Source organism: Lutibacter aestuarii (assembly GCF_042676885.1).
Lineage (GTDB): Bacteria > Bacteroidota > Bacteroidia > Flavobacteriales > Flavobacteriaceae > Lutibacter > Lutibacter aestuarii.
Genome location: NZ_JBHTIC010000016.1, coordinates 1 through 22,473, shown reverse-complemented (window position 1 = coordinate 22,473; position 22,473 = coordinate 1). Strand labels below are relative to the sequence as shown.

23 protein-coding genes are annotated in these 22,473 nt (G+C 28.7%); 18 read left to right on the top strand and 5 right to left on the bottom strand.

Annotated elements, in window-relative coordinates:
• Positions 1 to 28: 28 nt before the first annotated feature.
• Genes ACFQZW_RS11435 through lipA form a run of 5 tightly spaced genes read left to right on the top strand, consistent with a single transcriptional unit; the run spans position 29 to position 4,022 of the window.
• Positions 29 to 214, top strand: a complete 186-nt coding sequence (locus tag ACFQZW_RS11435) for a membrane or secreted protein (RefSeq protein WP_298264203.1) — start codon at positions 29 to 31, stop codon at positions 212 to 214.
• Positions 215 to 217: 3 nt separating this feature from the next.
• Positions 218 to 1,327, top strand: a complete 1,110-nt coding sequence (locus tag ACFQZW_RS11430) for a glycosyltransferase (protein WP_298264202.1) — start codon at positions 218 to 220, stop codon at positions 1,325 to 1,327.
• Entirely contained in the window at positions 1,321 to 1,887 is a 567-nt protein-coding gene (locus ACFQZW_RS11425) for an RNA polymerase sigma factor (protein WP_298264200.1), read from the top strand. The genes ACFQZW_RS11430 and ACFQZW_RS11425 overlap by 7 nt, the downstream gene beginning before the upstream one ends.
• Positions 1,884 to 3,113, top strand: coding sequence for an NRAMP family divalent metal transporter (locus ACFQZW_RS11420; RefSeq protein WP_298264199.1), 1,230 nt, complete (start codon positions 1,884 to 1,886; stop codon positions 3,111 to 3,113). The genes ACFQZW_RS11425 and ACFQZW_RS11420 overlap by 4 nt, the downstream gene beginning before the upstream one ends.
• A 36-nt stretch (positions 3,114 to 3,149) precedes the next feature.
• Positions 3,150 to 4,022: a lipoyl synthase gene (lipA, locus tag ACFQZW_RS11415; RefSeq protein WP_372800656.1), complete on the top strand. Its 873-nt coding sequence runs from the start codon at positions 3,150 to 3,152 to the stop codon at positions 4,020 to 4,022.
• 161 nt (positions 4,023 to 4,183) lie between these two features.
• On the opposite strand, the gene ACFQZW_RS11410 is transcribed toward lipA, so the two are convergent.
• Both ACFQZW_RS11410 and ACFQZW_RS11405 read right to left on the bottom strand, forming a co-directional pair.
• Positions 4,184 to 4,906 carry a hypothetical protein gene (locus ACFQZW_RS11410; protein ID WP_386783117.1) on the bottom strand — a complete coding sequence of 241 codons (723 nt, stop codon included), beginning with the start codon at positions 4,904 to 4,906 and terminating at the stop codon, positions 4,184 to 4,186.
• A gap of 76 nt (positions 4,907 to 4,982) precedes the next feature.
• The gene (locus tag ACFQZW_RS11405; protein WP_372800660.1) at positions 4,983 to 5,648 is read right to left on the bottom strand and encodes a uracil-DNA glycosylase; all 666 of its coding nucleotides are present in this window, start codon (positions 5,646 to 5,648) and stop codon (positions 4,983 to 4,985) included.
• Positions 5,649 to 5,786: 138 nt separating this feature from the next.
• On the opposite strand from ACFQZW_RS11405, the gene ACFQZW_RS11400 reads away from it, so the two are divergent.
• Positions 5,787 to 7,991 (top strand): endonuclease MutS2, encoded by a 2,205-nt coding sequence (locus ACFQZW_RS11400; RefSeq protein ID WP_298264192.1) that lies wholly within the window; start codon positions 5,787 to 5,789, stop codon positions 7,989 to 7,991.
• Positions 7,992 to 7,999: 8 nt separating this feature from the next.
• Here the strand turns inward: ACFQZW_RS11400 and ACFQZW_RS11395 are convergent, their stop codons facing one another.
• On the bottom strand, positions 8,000 to 8,230 hold the full coding sequence (locus ACFQZW_RS11395; RefSeq protein ID WP_386783114.1) for a hypothetical protein: 231 nt from the start codon (positions 8,228 to 8,230) through the stop codon (positions 8,000 to 8,002).
• Positions 8,217 to 9,575, bottom strand: a complete 1,359-nt coding sequence (locus ACFQZW_RS11390) for an MATE family efflux transporter (RefSeq protein WP_298264190.1) — start codon at positions 9,573 to 9,575, stop codon at positions 8,217 to 8,219. The genes ACFQZW_RS11395 and ACFQZW_RS11390 overlap by 14 nt, the downstream gene beginning before the upstream one ends.
• A 151-nt stretch (positions 9,576 to 9,726) precedes the next feature.
• Between ACFQZW_RS11390 and ACFQZW_RS11385 the strand changes: the two genes are divergently transcribed.
• The 8 genes from ACFQZW_RS11385 to ACFQZW_RS11350 all read left to right on the top strand — a co-directional run bounded on the left by ACFQZW_RS11385 (position 9,727) and on the right by ACFQZW_RS11350 (position 17,753).
• A complete protein-coding gene (locus ACFQZW_RS11385; protein WP_298264188.1) occupies positions 9,727 to 10,359 on the top strand; it encodes a peroxiredoxin in 633 nt (210 codons plus the stop codon).
• A gap of 92 nt (positions 10,360 to 10,451) precedes the next feature.
• On the top strand, positions 10,452 to 10,949 hold the full coding sequence (gene tpx / locus ACFQZW_RS11380; RefSeq protein ID WP_298264186.1) for a thiol peroxidase: 498 nt from the start codon (positions 10,452 to 10,454) through the stop codon (positions 10,947 to 10,949).
• Positions 10,950 to 10,953: 4 nt separating this feature from the next.
• A complete protein-coding gene (locus tag ACFQZW_RS11375) occupies positions 10,954 to 11,322 on the top strand; it encodes a diacylglycerol kinase (RefSeq protein WP_298264185.1) in 369 nt (122 codons plus the stop codon).
• A 52-nt stretch (positions 11,323 to 11,374) separates the two neighbouring features.
• A complete protein-coding gene (locus ACFQZW_RS11370; RefSeq protein WP_386783109.1) occupies positions 11,375 to 13,750 on the top strand; it encodes an FtsK/SpoIIIE family DNA translocase in 2,376 nt (791 codons plus the stop codon).
• 24 nt (positions 13,751 to 13,774) lie between these two features.
• A complete protein-coding gene (locus ACFQZW_RS11365) occupies positions 13,775 to 14,428 on the top strand; it encodes a LolA family protein (RefSeq protein ID WP_298264181.1) in 654 nt (217 codons plus the stop codon).
• Between the two features lie 5 nt (positions 14,429 to 14,433).
• The gene (locus ACFQZW_RS11360; protein WP_386783106.1) at positions 14,434 to 15,879 is read left to right on the top strand and encodes an LptF/LptG family permease; all 1,446 of its coding nucleotides are present in this window, start codon (positions 14,434 to 14,436) and stop codon (positions 15,877 to 15,879) included.
• 3 nt (positions 15,880 to 15,882) lie between these two features.
• The gene (ribB, locus tag ACFQZW_RS11355) at positions 15,883 to 17,025 is read left to right on the top strand and encodes a 3,4-dihydroxy-2-butanone-4-phosphate synthase (protein ID WP_386783103.1); all 1,143 of its coding nucleotides are present in this window, start codon (positions 15,883 to 15,885) and stop codon (positions 17,023 to 17,025) included.
• Between the two features lie 20 nt (positions 17,026 to 17,045).
• Positions 17,046 to 17,753: a DUF4369 domain-containing protein gene (locus tag ACFQZW_RS11350; protein WP_386783101.1), complete on the top strand. Its 708-nt coding sequence runs from the start codon at positions 17,046 to 17,048 to the stop codon at positions 17,751 to 17,753.
• Positions 17,754 to 17,761: 8 nt separating this feature from the next.
• On the opposite strand, the gene pepE is transcribed toward ACFQZW_RS11350, so the two are convergent.
• Positions 17,762 to 18,469, bottom strand: a complete 708-nt coding sequence (gene pepE, locus ACFQZW_RS11345) for a dipeptidase PepE (protein ID WP_372802564.1) — start codon at positions 18,467 to 18,469, stop codon at positions 17,762 to 17,764.
• Between the two features lie 101 nt (positions 18,470 to 18,570).
• Here pepE and ACFQZW_RS11340 point away from each other — a divergent pair, with 101 nt between their 5' ends.
• The 4 genes from ACFQZW_RS11340 to ACFQZW_RS11325 all read left to right on the top strand — a co-directional run.
• Complete coding sequence (locus ACFQZW_RS11340; RefSeq protein ID WP_386783098.1) at positions 18,571 to 19,356, top strand: carboxypeptidase-like regulatory domain-containing protein; 786 nt, start codon at positions 18,571 to 18,573, stop codon at positions 19,354 to 19,356.
• The gene (locus tag ACFQZW_RS11335) at positions 19,322 to 20,107 is read left to right on the top strand and encodes a carboxypeptidase-like regulatory domain-containing protein (RefSeq protein WP_372802568.1); all 786 of its coding nucleotides are present in this window, start codon (positions 19,322 to 19,324) and stop codon (positions 20,105 to 20,107) included. Before ACFQZW_RS11340 ends, ACFQZW_RS11335 begins: the two co-directional genes overlap by 35 nt.
• Positions 20,108 to 20,176: 69 nt before the next feature.
• Positions 20,177 to 20,674: a DUF6702 family protein gene (locus tag ACFQZW_RS11330; RefSeq protein WP_298264169.1), complete on the top strand. Its 498-nt coding sequence runs from the start codon at positions 20,177 to 20,179 to the stop codon at positions 20,672 to 20,674.
• Between the two features lie 63 nt (positions 20,675 to 20,737).
• A partial coding sequence (locus ACFQZW_RS11325; protein ID WP_386783095.1) for a M1 family metallopeptidase occupies positions 20,738 to 22,473 on the top strand: 1,736 nt, incomplete at its 3' end.

The window sequence follows — 22,473 nt, the reverse complement described above, 5'->3', positions numbered from 1 at the left end:
TGAAAACAAAAACAAAAATTCTATACAGATGAAATTATTTTTAATTACACTTGCTTTGTTAGGGATAGGAGTTGCTGGAATTGCAATTAAAATTTGGGCAAAAAAAGATGGTAAATTTGCTGGTACTTGTGCTAGCCAAAATCCACACCTTAACAAAAATGGAGAACCTTGTGGATACTGTGGAAAAACAGCCGACCAATGTGAAAATAGATAATTGATGCTCGAATATTTATTTATTGCTTTTATAGTAATTTTTTGTATTCAATTTATTTTTTACTTTTTCATTTTTGGTACTATTACATTTTTCAAGAATAAACCAACCAAAAGCAACTTTTCCAAACCTATTTCAATTATAATTTGTGCAAAAAACGAGGCCGAAAATTTAACTAAAAACCTTCCTCATTTTTTAAATCAAAATTATCATACTTTTGAATTAGTACTTATAAATGATAGTTCTTCCGACACTACTTTAGAAGTCTTAGAAAAATTTAAAAAAAAAGCTACTATTCCTATAAAAATTGTTGATGTTAAAGCTAATGAACAGTTTTGGGGAAGTAAAAAATATGCACTAACCTTAGGTATAAAAGCAGCTTCTTTTGACCATCTATTATTTTCAGATGCTGATTGTTATCCAAATTCAACTCATTGGATTACAGAAATGTCACAATTTTTTAATTCTGAAAAACAATTAATTTTAGGCTATGGAGCTTATAAAAAAGTTTCAAAATCTGTGTTAAACAAACTTATACGTTTTGAAACTTTATTAACCGCTATCCAATATTTTTCGTACTCAAAAATTGGCTCACCATATATGGGTGTTGGGAGAAACTTAGCCTATACAAAATCTTTATTTTTTGAGAACAATGGTTTTGTAAATCATATGAAAATAAAATCTGGAGACGACGACTTATTTGTCAATCAAGTAGCTACAAAAAATAATACTACTTTTAATAGCTCTCCTAAAAGTTTTACAATATCAACACCAAAAACTACTTTTAAAGAATGGGTTCAACAAAAAAGAAGACATGTATCTACTGCGTCTTTTTACAAGCCATTTCATAAATTTATGTTAGGCTTATTTTATAGCACTCAAATTAGCTTTTGGCTATTTAGCATTGTTCTTATTTCTTTTCTTTATAGATGGGAAATAGTTTTACCTCTAATACTAGTTAGAATTTGTATTCAATATTTAGTGATAGGGTTTTCTGCTAAAAATTTCAATGAAAAAGATTTAATTACTCTCATACCTTTCTATGAAATATTTTTGATATCGCTACAAATGTTTATCTTTATAAAAAATCTTATTTCAAAACCCTCACATTGGTAAAAAAAAATCAGGATATTGCCGATTTAATTGAAAAAGCTAGAAAAAAAGATCAAAAAGCTTTTAACACATTGCTTAATACTTATTGGAGTGATATTTTTAGGTTTCAATTATCTAAAACCGATAATGAAGATGAAGCAGAAGATATTACTATCAAAACTTTTTCAAAAGCCTTTGATAAAATTCACCTTTATAACGAACGTTATAATTTTAAAACTTGGCTAATTTCTATTTCAAAAAATATTTTCTTAGACCATTTACGAAAACAACGCACAGATACTATATCAATAAACAAAAAAGAATCTGAAGCATACAAAATTTTTGATGAGTCTCCTTCAGCAGAAGATCAATTAATAATTGAACAAAATTTAGCTCAACTTCTTCATTATTTAAAACAACTTAAACCACATTATCAAGAAATTATTAACTTAAGATATTTTAGAGAAATGAGTTATAAAGAAATGGCTGATAAATTAAATGAACCTATGAGTAATATTAAAGTAAAATTACTTAGGGCAAAAAAATTACTTGCAGAAATTATCACTAACGCTTCAAAAAATTGAAATCATCTTTATTACATGGAATTAAAAAATTAGGTCCTGGTTTATTATTTGCAGGTGCAGCTATCGGAGTTTCTCATTTAGTACAATCAACTAGAGCTGGAGCCGACTTTGGTTTTGGATTAATCTGGGCTTTGGTTTTAATTCATTTAGTAAAATATCCATTTTTTCAATTTGGACCTCGTTATGCAACAGCAACTGGTGAAAGTTTATTAGATGGCTACAAAAAATTAGGGAAAGGAGTTTTATTAACCTATTTCATTTTAAATTTAGCAACTATGTTTACCATACAAGCAGCTGTAACCATTGTAACAGCTGGCTTAGCCGCAAATTTATTTGGAATCACCTCAAACCCTGTACTATGGAGTATTATTATTACTTCAATATGTTTTATATTATTAATAGTAGGAAAATATCAATTGCTTGATAAATTGATGAAGCTTATTATTATTACTTTAACCTTAAGTACTATTATAGCACTTTTAATGGCTTTTTTAAATTCAGAAACTATCCAAAACTTTTCGCAAATAATTCCTAATGGAACGGTTGAAGTAAGCTTTTTAATTGCTTTTTTAGGTTGGATGCCTGCCCCATTAGATGTTTCAATATGGCAATCTCTTTGGGCAATAGAAAAACAAAAAGACAAAAGTTATAATTTTAATACCAAGCAAGCAATATTTGATTTTAACATTGGTTTCAGTGGCACCTTAATTTTAGGGACATGTTTTGTTTCATTAGGTGCCTTAGTAATGTTTAATTCTGGTGAAACTTTTAGCGGTAGTGCAGTACAATTTTCAGAACAATTAATCACACTTTATACGAATAACTTAGGAGCTGAAATGTATATATTTATAGCTGCTGCAGCTTTTACCACTATGTTTAGCACAACCATAACCACACTTGACGCTTCTCCAAGAGCAATGACCAAAACGTTTGATTTACTCACTAATAAATCTTATAAAAATATGTATTGGTTTTGGATTTCATTTTTAGCAATTGGTACTATTATAATTCTTTTATTTTTTATGTCTGAAATGGCAACTTTAATCAAAATAGCAACAATCCTATCCTTTTTAACCGCTCCATTTTTTGCCATCATCAATTATCTTTTAATATCTGGAAAATACACTCCAAAAGAATGGAGACCCTCTACTCCATTAAAAGTTTTAAGCTGGTTTGGAATTATATTTTTAATAGGGTTTAGCATTTGGTATTTATTTAGTTTATAAATTCTTTGTATTTTTGCAGTCAATTATTAGAATAAAATGACTGAAGATACCATCACACCTGAAACCAAAATACAAAAGCCAAAATGGCTACGCGTTAAATTACCTGTAGGTAAAAAATATACTGAGTTAAGAAACGTTGTTGACAAATACAAGCTAAACACAATTTGCACAAGTGGTAGCTGTCCAAATATGGGAGAATGCTGGACAGAAGGAACTGCTACCTTTATGATTTTAGGGAATATTTGCACACGCTCTTGTGGTTTTTGTGGTGTAAAAACTGGAAGACCCGAAACAGTAGATTGGGAAGAACCTGAAAAAGTAGCTCGTTCTATTAAATTAATGAACATTAAACATGCAGTAATAACTTCTGTAGACAGAGACGATATTAAAGATGGTGGTTCAATAATTTGGGCAGAAACTATTAATGCTATTAGAAGGGCAAATCCAACTACAACTTTAGAAACTTTAATTCCAGATTTTCAAGGAAATAAAACTAATATTGATAGAATTTTAGCAGTAGCACCAGAAGTAATCTCTCATAATTTAGAAACTGTTAGACGTTTAACTCGAGAAGTACGTATACAAGCAAAATATGATAGAAGTTTAGAAGTTTTAAAATATATGAAAGATCAAGGGCAACGTAGAACAAAATCTGGTATTATGCTTGGTTTAGGTGAAACTGAAGCTGAAGTAATTGAAACAATTCAAGATTTAGCCAACGCAAAAGTTGATATTTTAACCATTGGTCAATACTTACAACCTAGTAAAAAACACTTGCCAGTAAAAGAGTTTATTACTCCAGAACAATTTGCCAAATACAAAGAAATTGGTGAGAAAATGGGATTTAAATACGTTGAAAGTGGAGCTTTAGTCCGCTCTTCATATAAAGCTCAAAGACATTTGGTATAATGATAATTTATACAACTTACTTTAACTTTTAATTAACAATACTACTTTATTTTTGGCACAAGTATTGGTTAATATAATTTGAAACAAAGAAGTGGTAAGCTTTGTTTTCATTTTATAAAAATTTGAGTTAGTTAATAAAAAAAGCGCTTAAAGCGCTTTTTTTATTTTATTAGGTTTCCTTCTTCAAGTAAAATATCATAAACATAACCTTGTCCAAAATCTTTATCTAAAATAATAGTTCCTTTAAAGGTTACAACATCACCAACATTAACTAATTCAGTAGTCGTTATGGTCAAATCTTTTTTATTTTCAAATTGAGTGCCATCAATAATATGTACCCAATTTTTATTTAAAATACCGTTATTAACTTTAACAACTTTTCCTTTTACAATAATTTCTTTTCCTGAAAATGTTTCTTTTTTAGAAAACAGCTCTTCTATTGAAACTCCATTTTTAGCTTTTTCAATTTTAACATCAGTAATTGCTTTTTCTTCGGTAGTAGCATGATTATGAGGTGCCATTTGTTCTTTAATAACAGGACCTTCAGTTGTTCTAATTCCTTCAACAAAAAGAATTTCTTCAAAGGTTTTATTCAATTGTTTGCTCTCAAAATCTTTCATCATCATACCGCCATCATAATAATAGGTTTCACCAATTGTTACTTTAACATTTGGTATTGCCATCCAATACTTTTTACCTGATTCATCAACATATACATAAGCATAAGTTCCAGCATCTTTATATTCAGTAATTGTAATTTTATGTGTTGTAGCTTTTGATAGACTGGTATTTGTATTAATTTTAGAATAATCACTCTTTTCTTTACAACTAAAAAATAATAATACACTAAATATTACTGCTAAAAATTTGATTCGATTTTTCATTATTTGCCTGTTGTTTTTAATTTAAATTTTATTCAATAAAGCTACAGTTATTTTTATTAATAATGTATGATATTCATCACCAATTAATTTCACTTAAACCTTTGTTTTTCAAATAATTATTACTTTTGCTAAAATGTTTATTCCCAAACCAATACCCTCTATTAGCACTTAAAGGTGAAGGATGACCACTTGTTAAAATACAATGCTTGGTAGCATCAATTTTTAAACCTTTCTTTTTAGCAAAACTTCCCCAAAGTAAAAACACAACATTTTCTTTTTTTTCTGAAATTAATGAAATTACAGCATCTGTAAATTGTTCCCAGCCTTTTTTTTGATGCGAACCAGCTTGGTGCGCTCTAACTGTTAAAGTAGCATTTAATAAAAGAACCCCTTGCTTAGCCCAGCGCTCTAAATTACCACTTTTGGGATATGGAATTAGTAAATCGGTTTCAATTTCTTTAAAAATATTAATTAAAGAAGGTGGATGAGCTACTCCATCATTAACTGAAAAACACAAACCATGTGCCTGATTTATTCCGTGATATGGATCTTGCCCAATAATTACAACTTTTAAATCGTTAAATGTACATAAATTAAAGGCTTCAAAAATTTTATTTCCTTTAGGGTAACAGCTAGTTATAGCATATTCTTCTTTTACAAAATTTGTAAGTTCTTTAAAATATGGTTTCTCAAATTCAGGTTGAATAACTTCTTTCCAACTTTCTTCAATTTTCACATTCATTACAATATTTCTTTTTATTTTTCACAAAACTAATAGATTTTTTTACAAATTGCATAACATTCTATATTCGTGCTAATACTATATTTTATGTAAATTATATTCCTATTTTTGTGGCAGTTTTAAAAAGTAGTAATTTGTATGAGTAATATTTCGGAAAAAACTTTAATTGATTTAGAATTTTTTACCATCTTAAAAACAGTAAGTGAACTTTGTATTTCTGATTTAGGGAAAAATGCCGTATTACAAATAAAACCTTTTAAAAGTAAAGAAAAACTACTTTCAGAATTACAAAAAGTAAATGAGTATTTATCATCTTTTGAAAATGACAATAGAATCCCTAGTCATTATTTTGATGATATTCAAAAAGAAATTCATTTACTAAATATTGAAAACAGCTATCTCGAACCCGCTTCGTTTTTAAAAATATTAAATACCGCTAACACCATTTTTGAATTAAAAAAGTTTTTCAAAAAATTTAAAGATATTTACCCTCATCTTTTTCATTTTACAGAAGAAATTTTACTTGAAAAATCCATTTCAGAAAACATTACAGAAACAATCACTCCATTTGCTGAAGTAAATGAGAATGCCTCTCCACTTTTAAAACAAATTAGAAACGATATTAATTCTGTAAGGTCTAAAATTGGTGCTAGTTTTAACAAAGCTCTTAGTTACTACAACAATGCTGGTTATCTAGATGAAATTAGAGAGTCTGTCATCGAAAATCAACGAGTATTGGCCGTACAAGCAATGCATAGAAGAAAAGTTAAAGGAAGCTTGTTAGGAAGTTCTAAAACGGGTAGTATTGTATTTATTGCTCCAGAAGCAACCTTACAATTTAGACGAGAATTACAAAATTTATTATTTGATGAACACGAAGAAGTTGTAAGAATTTTAAAAGCACTCACTAATAAAATAAGAGTTTATGCAACTAATTTAGTAGATTATCAAACCTATTTAGCAAACCTTGATGTTATTGGAGCAAAAGCAAAGTATGCAAAAAAAATAAGCGCTTGTTTACCCAAAATTACTTCAGAAAAGAAGATTTTTTTAAGAGATGCTTATCACCCAATTTTATTATTAAAAAACAACGAGCAAAAGCTTAAAACTGTTCCGCAAACACTTGAATTAAATCAAAAACAACAAATAATTGTAATATCAGGACCAAATGCTGGTGGTAAAAGTATTACTTTAAAAACCATTGGTTTACTGCAAGTAATGCTCCAAAGCGGCTTATTAATTCCAGTACATGAGCGCTCATCAACTTACTTTTTTGACAAAGTACTAACAGATATTGGAGATAATCAATCTATTGAAAATCAATTAAGTACCTACAGTTACCGTTTAAAAAATATGCGTAACTTTTTAAGAAGTTGCAATAACAGTACTTTATTTTTAATTGATGAGTTTGGTACAGGAAGCGATCCAGAACTTGGCGGAGCTTTAGCTGAAATATTTTTAGAAGAATTTTATGCTAAAGGCGCTTATGGTATTATTACTACGCATTATGCAAACCTAAAAGTTTTGGCGAATGAATTAGATAATGTGGTAAATGCCAATATGCAATTCGATGAAAAAACACTACAACCACTTTTTAAGCTATTTATAGGTCAGGCTGGAAGTTCATTTACTTTTGAAGTTGCTCAAAAAAATGGCATTCCATTTAGTTTAATTAACAAAGCTAAAAAACGTGTTGAAGTTGAGAAAATTAGATTAGATAAAACCATATCTAAACTTCAAAAAGAAAGAAATAAGCTTCAAAAAACTTCTGAAACTTTAGAAAAAGAAAAATCTAAAGCCATAGAACAAACAGATCATTTAACTGAAAAGCAGCAAAAAATTCAAGAAAAATTAGAGAGTTTTCAAGAACTTTATGACAGCAACCAAAAAATGTTATACTATGGAAGAAAAATTAACGAATTAGTAAATACCTATTTTCAAACCAACAATAAAAAAGCCTTAACTACTGAGTTTAATAAATGGATTGCTATTGAAAAAACAAAGTATTTAAAAAAGAATCCGCCAAAACCTAAAACAAAAGCTCAAAAGAAACAAGTTAAGGTTGAGAAGAAAAAAGTTGAAGAAAAATTAAAAACTATTGAGAAAGAAGTTTTTGTAGAAGTAAAAAAGGTACGTGAAATAAAAGAAAAAGAAACCAAAAAAATTGCGAAACAAAAAGCAAATTATATCTTTAAAATTAATGACAAAGTACGCATTATAGACAGCAATGCATGTGGTATTATTGATAAAATTGAAAAAAATAGTGCTTTTATAAATTATGGAGTTTTTACAACAAAAACTACACTAAATAAATTAGAATTAGTAGAAGCTGCTAAAAAATAATAACTTTATTAATCGTTTTGGTAACGCTCCATTTCTCTATCATAAAAAGCACTCGCTTGCTCAATTAAAGAAGCAACCTCATTTTCTAATTCTTCTTGATCAGCTCCTTGAAAGTCTTCAAACCATTCAATTTCATCATCAACTAAATTGATGACAAACCTTGGAAATTCAGTATGAATAACAAAAATATCTTCATTAAAATCGGTATTATCTCCCATTAAAAATTTAGGTAAGTTCATTTTTGTCTTGTATTAATTTATTAGTTAAATAATTGAATCTGAAAAAAAGCATTAAAGCTGATGAAGTTAGCGCTACTAAAAGTCCAATCCATATTCCAAAAGTACCAAAACCAGCAATTGTTCCCAAATAATAGCATATTGGAAAACCTATAATCCAGTAAGCTATAAATGTAATTCCTGAAGGTACATTAACATCTTGTAAGCCTCTTAAGCCTCCTAAAATAACAGCTTGTAAACCATCCGATAATTGAAACAACCCTGCTATAATTAATAAACTTGAAGCTATTTCAATTACTTCTACATTTTCAGTAAATATAAAAGGTAAAAAATCTTTAAAAATTATAAATCCAATTGAAAAAGTAAACATGATGATAAATATCATTAAAAAGTTTGAAAAAGCGATACGCCTTAACTCTAAATAATTTTTTAGTCCTTTTTGGTTTCCAACTCTAATAGTTGCCGCAACACCTACTCCAACTGCCACCATAAATGTTGAAGATGATAGCTTTAAGGCTATTTGATTTGCTGCCTGTGGAAAAGCTCCTAATGTTCCTGCTAATAATACTGATGCTGTAAACAAACCCACTTCAAAAAGCATTTGTAAAGCCGTTGGAAAACCTAATTTTATAATTCTTAAAAAACGTTCTTTTTTTAATTCTTCAAATTTTAACCTTTTTAAATAAATGGCAAATTTATCTTTCTTAGCTAATACTATATAAATGAAAAATACCATTACAGTTCTTGAAATTAAAGTTCCTAAAGCTGCTCCAACCAGCTCTAAACGAGGAAAAATCCAAAAACCATAAATTAAAGTAAAGTTCAAAACAACATTCACAATATTTGTTAAAATAGTAGCCCACATGGCATATTTAGTTTGAGACAAACCATCAGCAAACTGCTTAAACCCTTGAAAAACCATTAAAGGAATCATCGAAAAGGCAACAATTTCATAATACGGAATTGCCAAAACAACCACTTCTTCTGGTTGATCTAAATGATACAAGATTGGTTTTAGAAATAACAATCCAACAAACATTACTAATCCAATTATTGATGTTAAAATAATACCATGTTGAAAAATACTTCGTCCTTTTTCTTTATTTCCTTCACCATCCGATTCAGCTATTAATGGTGTTATTGCAAATGAAAAACCCAACCCTATTGAAAGAGTAATAAAAAATATACTATTTCCTAATGAAGTTGCCGCCAACTCTACTGCTCCTAGCCTACCAACCATTATATCATCAATTAAACCAACTAATAAATGCCCTAAAGAGCCCATCATAATTGGAGTAGCTAATTTAATGTTGTTTTTAAACTCTGAAGTGTAATTTTTAAGATTCAATTTGATTGTTTTTCAAGATGCGAAGATACAAGATTTAAATTACCTAATCTTACAAAATCGATACTACAATAAATGAAAACTCATTTTATAACACTATTAAAATTTGTACCTTTGCAAAAGAAAATAAATAACCATATAAAAACGATAAAAAATGGCTGTATTAGTAGGAAAAAAGGCTCCTAAATTTAATGCTCAAGCTGTAGTAAACGGCGGAGAATTTGTTGAAAATTATTCATTAAAACAATTTGAAGGTAAAAAATATGTTATACTATTCTTTTACCCAAAAGATTTTACTTTCGTATGTCCAACTGAATTATTCGCTTTTCAAGCAAAATTAGCAGAATTTGAAAAAAGAAATGTACAAGTTGTAGCTGTATCAACTGATACTGAACAATCTCATTGGGGATGGTTACAAATGCCTAAAGACCAAGGAGGAATTCAAGGAGTTACTTATCCATTAGTTGCTGACACTAATAAAACTATTTCCAAAAACTACGATGTTTTAGCTGGTGATTATTACTATGATGATAATGATCAATTACAAGCTGATGGAGAATTAATTGCTTACCGAGGTTTATTTTTAATTGATAAAACTGGAATTGTTCGTCACCAAATTGTAAACGATTTACCATTAGGAAGAAATGTAGACGAAGCCATTAGAATGGTTGATGCGTTACAATTTACTGAAGAACATGGAGAAGCCTGTCCAGCAAACTGGAATTCAGAAAAAGAAGGACTTAAAGCTACCCATGAAGGTATTGCTGATTATTTGTCTAAAAACTAATTATCTCAAATAAAATTTAAAAACTCTCGATTTTATTCGGGAGTTTTTGGTTTTTAAACTAACTTTGATATTTAAAATTAAAAAACATACTTATGGCTAAAATAACATTAAAAGGAAATCCTATTAAAACCATTGGAAAGTTACCTAAAATTGGTAAAAAAGCTCCAAAATTCTCGCTAATCAAATCTGATTTATCTAAAACAAAATTGAAAGATTTTAAAGGTTCTAAAGTAATTTTAAACATTTTCCCTAGTTTAGATACAGGTACTTGCGCAGCTTCCGTTAGAAAATTTAATGAAGAAGCTAGTAAACTTGAAAATACCAAAGTACTTTGTATTTCAAGAGATTTACCATTTGCTCAAGCTCGCTTTTGTGGTGCTGAAGGGCTAGAAAATGTAATTACACTATCAGATTTTGCTAAAGGAAAATTTGGAAAATCTTATGGATTAACTATTGAAGATGGTCCGCTTGCTAATTTACATTCTAGAGCTGTAGTAATTTTAGACGAAGAAGGTATTGTTACTTATACAGAGCAAGTTCCTGAAATTGTTGATGAACCTAACTATGAAGCTGCTTTAAAAGCACTTTAATAGCATGGACTCAGAAAGTAATTTTTTTTTAAATAGAATCAAAGCTGTAAAATACGCAGCCAAAGGATTTTGGATTTTAATTACTTCTGAAAAAAGTATAATAGCACAAGTTATAATTGGTATTTTAATTACCATTGTTGGCTTTATAATGAATATTTCTGCTACCGAATGGATGTTCCAAATATTTGCAATTGGACTTATTTTGGTAGCAGAATCTTTAAACACAGCCATTGAAAAAATTTCAGATTTTATTCATCCTGAATATCATAAAAAAATCGGACATATTAAAGACATTTCTGCTGGTGCTGCTTTTTTTGCTGCAATATTTGCCGTAATAATTGGTTTAATCATTTACATTCCTAAATTTATTTAGGATTTTAACTGCAATCACTTTAATTTTATATTTTTGTGACATAATTAATTAAATGGCAAAAAAGAAAACTAGTACAAAAACTTCAAAAAAGCCACGTTTCCAAAAATTAAAATCTTTTTTTGGAAATAGGCAAACTCAAACCATTTTGGGTTTGTTTGTAATGGTATTTTCTATTTTTTTATTTTTCTCATTTATCTCCTATTTTTTTAATTGGCAACAAGATCAAAGTCAGCTTTCAAATTTTGCTGATAAACAGATAACTGTAAAAAATTTATTAGGTAAAATTGGTGCAACTTTAAGTCACTTCTTTATTTATAACGGTTTTGGAGTGGCAGCCACTTACTTACCAATATTATTATTTTTATCTGGACTTCATTTTTTCTTAAAAGGAACTTTCAAAAAAATAAAAAATGCTTGGGGTTGGGGTATTTTAGGAATACTTTGGTTTTCAATTTCTTTTGGGTTTTTAGCACATAAAAACTCCTTATTTCCAGGAGTTATTGGGTATGAGTTAAATATTTATTTACAACAATTTTTAGGAAAAACCGGATTAATACTAGTTCTTTTATTTCTACTGATTTCATATTTAGTTATCCGTTTTAAATTAACTCCTGAAAAGGTAAAAAGTAGTTTTCCTTCGAAAAAAGAAATCAAAAATTTTGACGCTGAAAATTTTGAAATCAAAGAAGAAACAACTTTAAATTCAATAGATAAAAATGACGTTACTTCTTCCTTAGAGCTTTCTTTAGATAAACCAGAAATAAGATTAACAAAAAATAATAATTCACTTAAAAATGAATTAGATATTCAGCAAAAAAACAAAACAGAAGAAACAAAAGAAGCTATTGAAATTGATGTTGACACTATTTTAGAAGAAAATCATGTTACTGAAAATTTATCTGATAAATTAGTAAAAGATTATGGTGAATTTGACCCAACACTAGAACTTGGAAATTATAAATACCCAACTTTAAATTTATTGAGAGACTATAATGAAAGTATCTCTGTAGATCAAGAAGAGTTAGAGGCTAATAAAAATAGAATTGTTGAAACCTTAAATAATTACAATATAGGTATTGATAGAATAAAAGCTACTGTAGGACCAACCGTAACTTTATACGAAATTGTTCCAGAAGCTGGTATACGAATATCTAAAATTAAAAATTTAGAAGATGATATAGCCCTATCGCTTTCAGCTATGGGAATTAGAATTATTGCTCCAATACCTGGTAAAGGAACTATTGGAATTGAGGTTCCCAATAAAAAACCAACTATGGTTTCTATGAAATCAGTAATTTCCTCTACAAAATTTCAAAACTCTGAAATGGAATTACCTATTGCCTTGGGAAAAACAATTTCTAATGAAACTTTTGTAATTGACTTAGCCAAAATGCCTCACCTACTTATGGCTGGTGCTACAGGTCAAGGAAAATCGGTTGGATTAAACGCTGTATTAACCTCACTTTTATACAAAAAGCATCCTGCCGAAGTAAAATTTGTATTGGTAGATCCTAAAAAGGTTGAGTTAACATTATTCAATCATATTGAGCGACATTATTTGGCCAAATTACCTGATACGGATGAAGCCATTATTACAGACACTACAAAGGTTATTAACACTCTAAATTCATTATGTATTGAAATGGATGCTCGTTACGATTTGTTAAAATCTGCTATGGTGCGTAACATTAAAGAATACAATGCAAAATTTAAAGCTCGTAAATTAAATCCAGAAAATGGTCATAAGTTTTTACCATATATTGTTTTAGTTATTGATGAATTTGCTGATTTAATAATGACAGCTGGTAAAGAAGTTGAAACACCAATTGCACGTTTAGCACAATTAGCTCGTGCTATTGGAATTCATTTAATAGTTGCTACACAAAGACCTTCGGTAAATGTGATAACTGGTATTATTAAAGCAAATTTCCCAGCTAGAGCAGCTTTTAGAGTAACTTCCAAAATAGATTCTAGAACCATTTTAGATGGTCCAGGGGCTGATCAACTTATTGGTAAAGGAGATATGTTATTTTCGGCTGGTAACGATTTAATTAGATTGCAATGCGCATTTGTTGATACTCCTGAAGTTGAAAAAATAACCGATTTTATTGGTTCACAAAGAGCCTATCCAGATGCCTATATGTTACCAGAATATAGTGGTGAAGAAATTGGCACAAGTATTGATATAGATATCAGCGAAAGAGATGCATTATTTAGAGATGCAGCTTTGGTAATAGTGCATGCACAACAAGGATCTGCTTCATTATTACAACGAAAACTAAAATTAGGATACAACAGAGCAGGCAGGTTAATTGACCAGTTAGAAGCTGCCGGAATTGTTGGTCCTTTTGAAGGAAGTAAAGCAAGACAGGTTTTAATACCAGATGAAATGGCATTAAACCAATTATTAGATAATGAACCTAAATAACAGTTTAAAGAATTATAGGATAGAATGAAAAAAATAGTTTTAATAATAGTAAGTTTTGTAATTAGTTTTACAGCTGTGAGTCAAAATTCTGAAAAAGCAAAAAAATTATTAGATGAAGTTGCTCAAAAAGTAGAAGCTTACAAAAGTATTTATATAGAATTTGATCACAAATTTGATAATTCTGATGCTGATGTACATCAAGAAACCAGAGGAAATGTTACTTTAAAAGGCGATTTATACAATTTAAATTACATGGGAACTGAACAAATTTTTGATGGACAAAAAGTATATTTAATCATCCATGAAGATGAAGAAGTTATCATACAAAAGCCTTTAAAAAACGGAGAAAAAACCTTAACACCTTCAAAAATGTTTTCATTTTATAAAAATGGATATACTTATGAAATGAGTGATTTAAAGACCCTAAAAGGTGTAAAAATTCAATATGTAAAATTAACTCCAATTGATACTAACTCTGAAATTAAGAATGTTATGGTTGGTATAGACATTAAAACCAAACATATTTACAATATTATCGAAACTGGAGAAAATAACACAATCACTACACTTGAAGTAAGAACTTTTAAAACAAATCAAACTATTTCAGAAAAGCTTTTTATCTTTGACAAAGCGAAATACAGAGATCAAAAACATTATACCATCTCTGAACCAAATTAATTGAGTTGAAATTATTTGATAAATATATTTTAAAAAGTTTTTTAGAACCTTTTTTAGCCACATTTTTGGTGGTTCTTTTTGTTTTGGTTATGCAAGCCTTGTGGTTAGCATTTGATGAAATTGCTGGTAAAGGAATTGATATCTTTTTTATACTCAAATTTTTGGGATATTTAGCACTTATTTTAACTCCAACTGCTCTACCTATAGGTATTTTATTATCGTCAATCATGGCTTTGGGTAATTTATCTGAAAATTATGAATTTGCTGCTATGAAATCAGCAGGTATTTCATTAAGTAGAGTTATTAGACCCCTAATATTTTTAACATTATTTTTAAGTGCTTTAAACTTTATTTTTCTAAATAATATTTACCCTTGGGCTACCTTAAAGCAAAAGAATTTATACTTAAACATGAAGAAGAAAAAGCCAGCTTTAGCGTTGGTTCCTGGAGCTTTTAATACCGAAATTCCTAATTTTAGTATCAAGTTTGATGAAAAATATGGCGAAGAAGAAAACTTATTGAAAAATGTTCAAATAGCTGATTTAAGTGCTGGAAAAGGTAAAATAAAAACCATTACAGCTGAAAAAGGAACTATATCAACTGAAGAAGGTAGTAAATACATGACACTTACCCTAGAAAATGGGTATTATTATGAAGATCATATTAAAAAAGTAATGCGCACTAAGGAAAGAGCTAAAATGCCCGCTTCAAATGCTTCATTTAAAACCTACACTATAAACATTGATATTTCTTCTTTTAATGATGATGATAATTTGGATGACGAAAAAGTTAAAGAACATCACGGAATGCTTAGTGTTAAACAGCTAGATTCTATTTCCAAAGAAAAAAAAATAGCATATGATGAATACATTAATACACAAGCAAAAAACTTTTTTTCCATCATTAATGCTGATGAGTTATACCAACACCCTGATTCTTTGATTAATAAAAACTTAAAACCAATCATTTTAGATAATTTTGATTTAAAAAATAAAAGCATTGTTTTAGAAACTTCACTTCAAACATTGAAACGTTCTTTGGATAGAAACACATCTCAGAAAAAAAACTTTAAAGACCGAAGAAAAATCCTCAATTTATACGATTATGAATTTAGCTATAGAATATCGTTTGCTTTAGCATGTTTGGTCTTATTTTTTATAGGCGCTCCTTTAGGTTCAATCATTAGAAAAGGAGGCTTTGGATTACCAATGATTATGGCTATCACTATTTTTGTGATTTACTTTTTCATATCACAATTAGGAAAAAATTTAGCAGAAGAAAGTGCTATTTCTGCAACATTAGGTAGCTGGCTTTCAACATTAATATTATTGCCTTTTGGTATATTACTTACCAAAAGAGCAGCAAAAGGTATGGGAATTTTTAACATAGATGCTGTATTTGAAAATATTCTTAAATTCTTTAAAAAATTTACAAAAAAAACAACCGATTAATACATGGAAACTTCAACCAACAAAATAAAGTTAAATTCAATTCAAGAAGCAATTGAGGACATCAAAAACGGCAAAATGATTATTGTTGTAGATGATGAAGATAGAGAAAATGAAGGCGATTTTATTGCAGCAGCAGAATGTGTAACACCTGAAATGATTAATTTTATGGCGCAACATGGAAGAGGTTTAATTTGTGCTCCTTTAACAGAAAAACGTTGTGATGAATTGGATTTACCTTTAATGGTTAATAAAAATACCGTTTTACATAACACTCAATTTACAGTCTCTATTGATCTAATAGGAGATGGTTGTACAACTGGAATTTCAGTACATGACAGAGCTAAAACCATCAAAGCTCTTACTTCTAAAAAAACAACACCTGAAGACTTTGGAAGACCTGGGCACATTTTTCCACTAAGAGCCAAAGAAGGAGGGGTTTTAAGAAGAACAGGACATACTGAAGCATCTATAGATTTAGCTAGGCTAGCAGGCTTTAAACCGGCTGGAATACTAGTTGAAATCTTAAATGAAGATGGTACTATGGCTCGTTTGCCTCAATTAATGAAAGTTGCAAAGAAATTTGATTTAAAAATAATTTCTATTGAAGATTTAGTTGCCTATAGGATGAAATATGATTCTTTAATTGATAAAATTGAAGATTTCAATATGCAAACTAGATTTGGAGAATTCCGTTTAAGAGCTTATAAACAAACTACCAACAACCAAGTACATATTGCATTAACAACTGGTTCATGGGAAGAAGATGAACCTGTTCTAGTTCGTGTAAATTCTTCTTTAATTAATAATGATATTCTTAGAGTTCTTACTGCAAAACCTGACCATAAGTTCTCTAAAATATTTAAAATGATGAAAGATGAAGGAAAAGGTGCTGCGGTATTTATTAGTCAAGAAAATCAATCTTTTAACTTGATAAACCGTCTATCATTATTAAGAGAAGCGCAAAAAGAAGTTGAAAATAAAGTCCCTCAAATTAAACCAGATGATAAAGATTTTGGTATTGGAGCTCAAATTTTACATGATTTAGAAATTTCAAAACTACGTGTATTATCTAATGCTACTTCTATTACTAAGCGTATAGGAATGACAGGTTACGGACTTGAGATTGTTGACTATGTTAATTATTAATTAACAAATATAATATTGCAATGAAAAAGTATTTACTGATATACTTAGCCAGTTTTTTATTTTTTAGCTGCAATTCAAACAATTCTAAATCAAAAGAAAACATTACTTCTAAAAATAATGGTTTTGTTTTACAAGGAGAAATTCAAAATTTTGATGCAGACACTATATATTTAAATAAAATAATTGAAAATTCAATTTATAAAATTGACTCATCAGCAGTTTTTAAAAATAATTTTACATTTAAAGGCGTAGTTAATGTCCCTGAACGTTTTGCATTAACATTTAACAAAAATGCAGCTGTAGTTGTTTTAGTTATTGAAAATTCGACATTTAAAATTGTTATAAATGCTAATGAAATTCAAGATCCGATAATAACGGGCTCAGAACTTAATCTAAAATTGAACGAATACAAACAAGCTTCTAAAAATATTTTTAAAAAAATCAGTTACTTATTTCCACACTTTCAAAAAGCTCGACTTGAAAATGATGCTGAAAAATTAACAGCAATAGGAAATGATATGAAAAAAATTGAAAATGAATTTACCAATTATAGTTTCAAATTTATTGAAAATAATAAAAACTCATTTATAGCTGCAATGGTATTACGAGATCAAATAAAAGCAAGTGATATTGATACTTTAAGAGTAAAAGAAAGTTTTAAAATTCTTTCTGATGAAGTAAAAAATTCACCTGATGGTTTACTCGTTAAAGATTTTTTACAACAATAGAAAGACAATTATTTTAAATAACTTAAATCAGTTTCAGGTGGTAATTCTTTAGCAGGTTTATTTTGCTCAAACAATCTCGCATGTAATTTCCCTTTTAAAACAACTTTAGAACCATTAACTTGTAACCAACTTCCTTCTCTTAATCCTAAAACCGGGGTTGTATTTAAGGTATGATATTCATTAATTCTGGTTTCTCTAGTTTCACCCATATGCGTTGAATTCGTGTCAGGATCCAAATAATGTGGGTTAATGTTAAAATTAATAAATCCAAAGGTGTTAAAACTTGGTGGATAAACAATAGGCATATCATTAGTGTTTTGCATTGTTAAACCCGTAATATTGCTCCCTGCACTAGTTCCAAAATAAGGTACCCCGTTTTCTACCACATTTTTTATTACAGAAATTAATTTATGCTCATACAACTGTTTTACCAATAAAAAAGTGTTTCCACCTCCAACAAAAATTCCTTTAGCATTATTAACTGCTTCAAAATTATTTTTGAACTCATGAATTCCTTTAATTCGAATATTTATTTTTCCAAAGCCTATTTTAGCTTTTTCTGTATATTCATCATAAGTAATACCGCTTGGTCTTGCATAAGGAATAAACAAAATTTCGTTAATCCCTTTAAAATGTTCCGATAATTCAGGTAACATGTATTCCAAATATGCTTTTCCGTGAACTGTTGAAGTGCTTGCTATCAGTAATTTTTTCATAAAAAATAAGCTTTTTCAAATGTACTAAATTTCATTGTTTTAACATAAGTTTAAAAAAGTATTAATACTAATTTAAGATTTCATTAGCGTACTTTGTTTTAATGAAACTTAAACCAACTAACTTACTTGTTTTCGTTTTTCTTGCTATGAAATTGAGTGCTCAAGAAAAATCAACTACCATTACTGGAGTAATTGCGAGTTCTCACAAACCCATTAGCGATGTTCATATCATAAATTTAAGTAATAAATATGGTGCTGTTAGCGACTTAAATGGAAGTTTTAAAATTAAGGTAACCATTGGGAATATTTTATTAATTTCATCTATTCAATACGAAACTGTTAAAATTAAGATTACTAAAAAACATATTGCATCAAACTTTTTAAAAATAGAACTAAAACCCATTGTAAATATTTTAGACGAAGTTTTTTTACATGGTTTATCTGGAAATTTAGATGTAGATATTAAAAACACTCCAAAAGATACCATTCCTAAACATAATTTTATTTTTAACAAAAGTGATATTTTTAAAATAAAAGAAGATTACTCTATTAATTTTTCAAAACCTCCCAATGCAGAAGCATTTACTAATCCACTATATTTAGGAGGTGTTGGCGCATCAGCTTCCATCCCAGATTTTCAATATATAGCAGAACAAAAATTAAAGAAAAGCTTAGCCCGAAAAACAAGTTTTCCTGATAAAATAATTAAAGAATTTGGAATTGATTTTTTTACCAATGATTTACAAATACCTAAAGATAAAATTTACCATTTTATAAGCTACTGTGAATCTAGAGATATTATAAAAAAATATTATGACAAAAAAATAATAGAGGTTATAAAAATTTTAACAAATGAAAGTAAAACCTATCATAAAATTGAACATTAGACTATATTTTTTTATATGTATTTCATTCTTATTTTTAAGAACTGTTTATTCACAAAATAACCGTATTGAAATTAAAGGAGTTGTAAAATATGACGCTATTCCTCTACAAGATATAAATATCATCAACAAAACTACAAACCTTGGTACCTCCAGTGATTCAAAAGGAGTATTTAAAATACCTGTAAAAATTGGTGACTCTTTGCTTTTTTCTTCTATAGTATATAAAAATAGAATTGTAAAAATTACAGCAACACATATAACTTCAAAAAAAATAATTGTGCATTTAGAATCTGATTTAAATGAATTGGATGAAATAGAGCTAAGAAAAATACCTCAAATTGATTGGAGCAAGGCTTCTGTAGTTCTAGGTACAATTTATAATAACGATAACAACACGGCTGCCAAACCCCCAAATGCTGAAAATTTTACCAATCCAATTAGTACCAAAACAGGTATAAATTTTGTAGCAATATTTAAAAATCTCACCCAAAAAAGTAGAATTAAAAGAAAAAAAGAAAAACAAAAATTAGCACAAATTGAATTTTTAAAAAGTAATTTCCAACAAACTATTAAAAATTCTTATGGTGCAGATTTTTTTACAGAATGGTTAAAAATCCCTAAAGATCAAATCCATTTATTCTTAGATTTTTGTGTAGGAAAGGGTTTAAATGAATTATATGATAGTGATGAATTTATTGTCAAAAACTTTCTGGTAAAACAAAGTATACTATTTCATCAACTTAAAAAATAGCATAAATTTTAAAACCAACTTATTGTTTTATGCAAAGGTTTTTGTTTATTCGCAATTAAAATACTCAAAATGAAATTTTCAAAATATTTACTTTTTTTTCTTATTATTCCGCTTTTTTCATTTACTCTACATAAATATTATGTTAGTTTATGCGAAATAGATTATGTTGAAGATCAAAAAGCTGTACAAATTACCCTTGGGTTATTTATAGATGACATAGAAACCACATTAAATAAAACTCACAATACCAATTTTAAGATAGCTACTAAAGATGAATTACCAAACCTGGATAAATACTTTGAAGAATATTTAAACAATCATTTAAATATTAACATTAATAATAAACTAGAAAAGTACACTTTTATTGGCAAAGAATATGATGACGATGTTGTTCGGTTTTATTTAGAAATTTCAAACATCGAAAAATTACAAACTATTGAAGTTACCAATACTTGTTTATTAAAAGATTTTAAAGATCAACAGAATATTATTAAAATATATGCATATAAAAAGCATAAAACATTTTATTTAGATAAAAAAAATGATAATTGTTTGTTAAAGTTTTAACAAACAATTATCATTCTTATTAAAAATAATTATTTTAGATATTTAATAACTAATTCAAATTAAATGAAAAAAATAGGACTAATTGCATGTATTGCAATGTTTGTTTGTACCCCATTTTTTGGTCAAGAAACAGAACAAGAGTTAGAAAAACAACAAGCTCACTACAACATTAGTAAATTTAAACAGCTTCATGAAGAATTACCAACTCCAAATAAGCAGCATACAGCATCTGGTGCACCAGGTTACGAGTATACACAACAGCAGGTTGATTATAAAATGAATATTGTTTTAGATGAAGAAAATAATAAACTTTTGGGGAACGAAACCATTACTTATCATAATAATTCAAAAGATATTTTAGATTATTTATGGGTTCAACTAGATCAAAATATGAGAGCTCCAGATTCTGAAACACCAGATATAAGTGGTGGTGGTCCCGATGTATTATACAATCCTGCAAAATTTACCAAAATGTTTATGGGAAAACCATTTCAAGGAGGGTTTAATATTGAATTTATTAAAGATACCAATGGGAATGATATTAATTATATGATTAACAAAACCATGATGCGAGTGGATTTACCTCAACCTTTAGCTTCAGGTGAAACATTTGTTTTTAATATAAAATGGTGGTACAATATTAACAATTATATGGTTGACAGAGGGCGTTCTGGTTATGAAGCTTTTCCTGATGGAAATAATTTATATGTGATTGCTCAATTCTTTCCACGTTTAGCCGTTTATAATAATGTGGAAGGATGGCAAAATTTACAGTTTTGGGGAAGAAGTGAATTTGCATTAGAGTTTGGAAATTATGACGTTACTATTACAACTCCAAAAGATCATATTTTAAACGCTACTGGAGTAATTCAAAACCCTAAAGAAGTATTTACCAAAGAGCAATATAAAAGATACCAAACAGCACAAAACACCTATAATAACCCAATATTTATTGTAACACCTGAGGAAGCCAAAAAAGCCGAAAAAGGAAAATCTAAACAAACAAAAACTTGGAAAATTTATGCTGAAAATGTGCGTGATTTTGCTTTTGCTTCATCGCGTAAATTTATTTGGGATGCTATGGCAGTTCAATTAGGAAATCAAAAGGTTATGGCATATTCTTTATATCCAAATGAAGGAAATCCCCTATGGGAAGAACATTCAACTAGAGCAGTTGCAAATACTTTAGAAGTATATTCGAAACACACTTTTGATTATCCATACCCACATGCTACTTCAATTAATGCACAACGTCAAGGAATGGAATACCCTATGATTTGTTGGAATGGAGGAAGACCTAATGAAGATGGTAAATATTCTGACAGAACTAAAAAAGGAATGATTGGTGTAATTACTCATGAAGTTGGACATAATTATTTCCCTATGATTGTAAACTCCGATGAACGTCAATGGACTTGGATGGATGAAGGAATTAATTCATTTGTAGAAATTTTGGCTGAATACAACTACGATCCAGAATTATTCCCAATGGATAAAAAGGCAAAAGATATTACACGCTATATGTCTGGAGATCAAAGTAGACTATCGCCTATTATGTCACAAGGAGATAATGTATTCAATTTTGGAGCTAATGCCTATGCCAAACCCGCGGCTGGTTTATTTATTTTAAGACAAACTATTATGGGACCAGAATTATTTGACCATGCTTTTAAAACCTATGCCAACAGATGGAAGTTTAAACACCCAACTCCTGCTGATTTCTTTAGATCTATGGAAGATGCTTCTGCTATGGATTTAGATTGGTTCTGGAGAGGCTGGTTTTATACTACTGGTGCTAA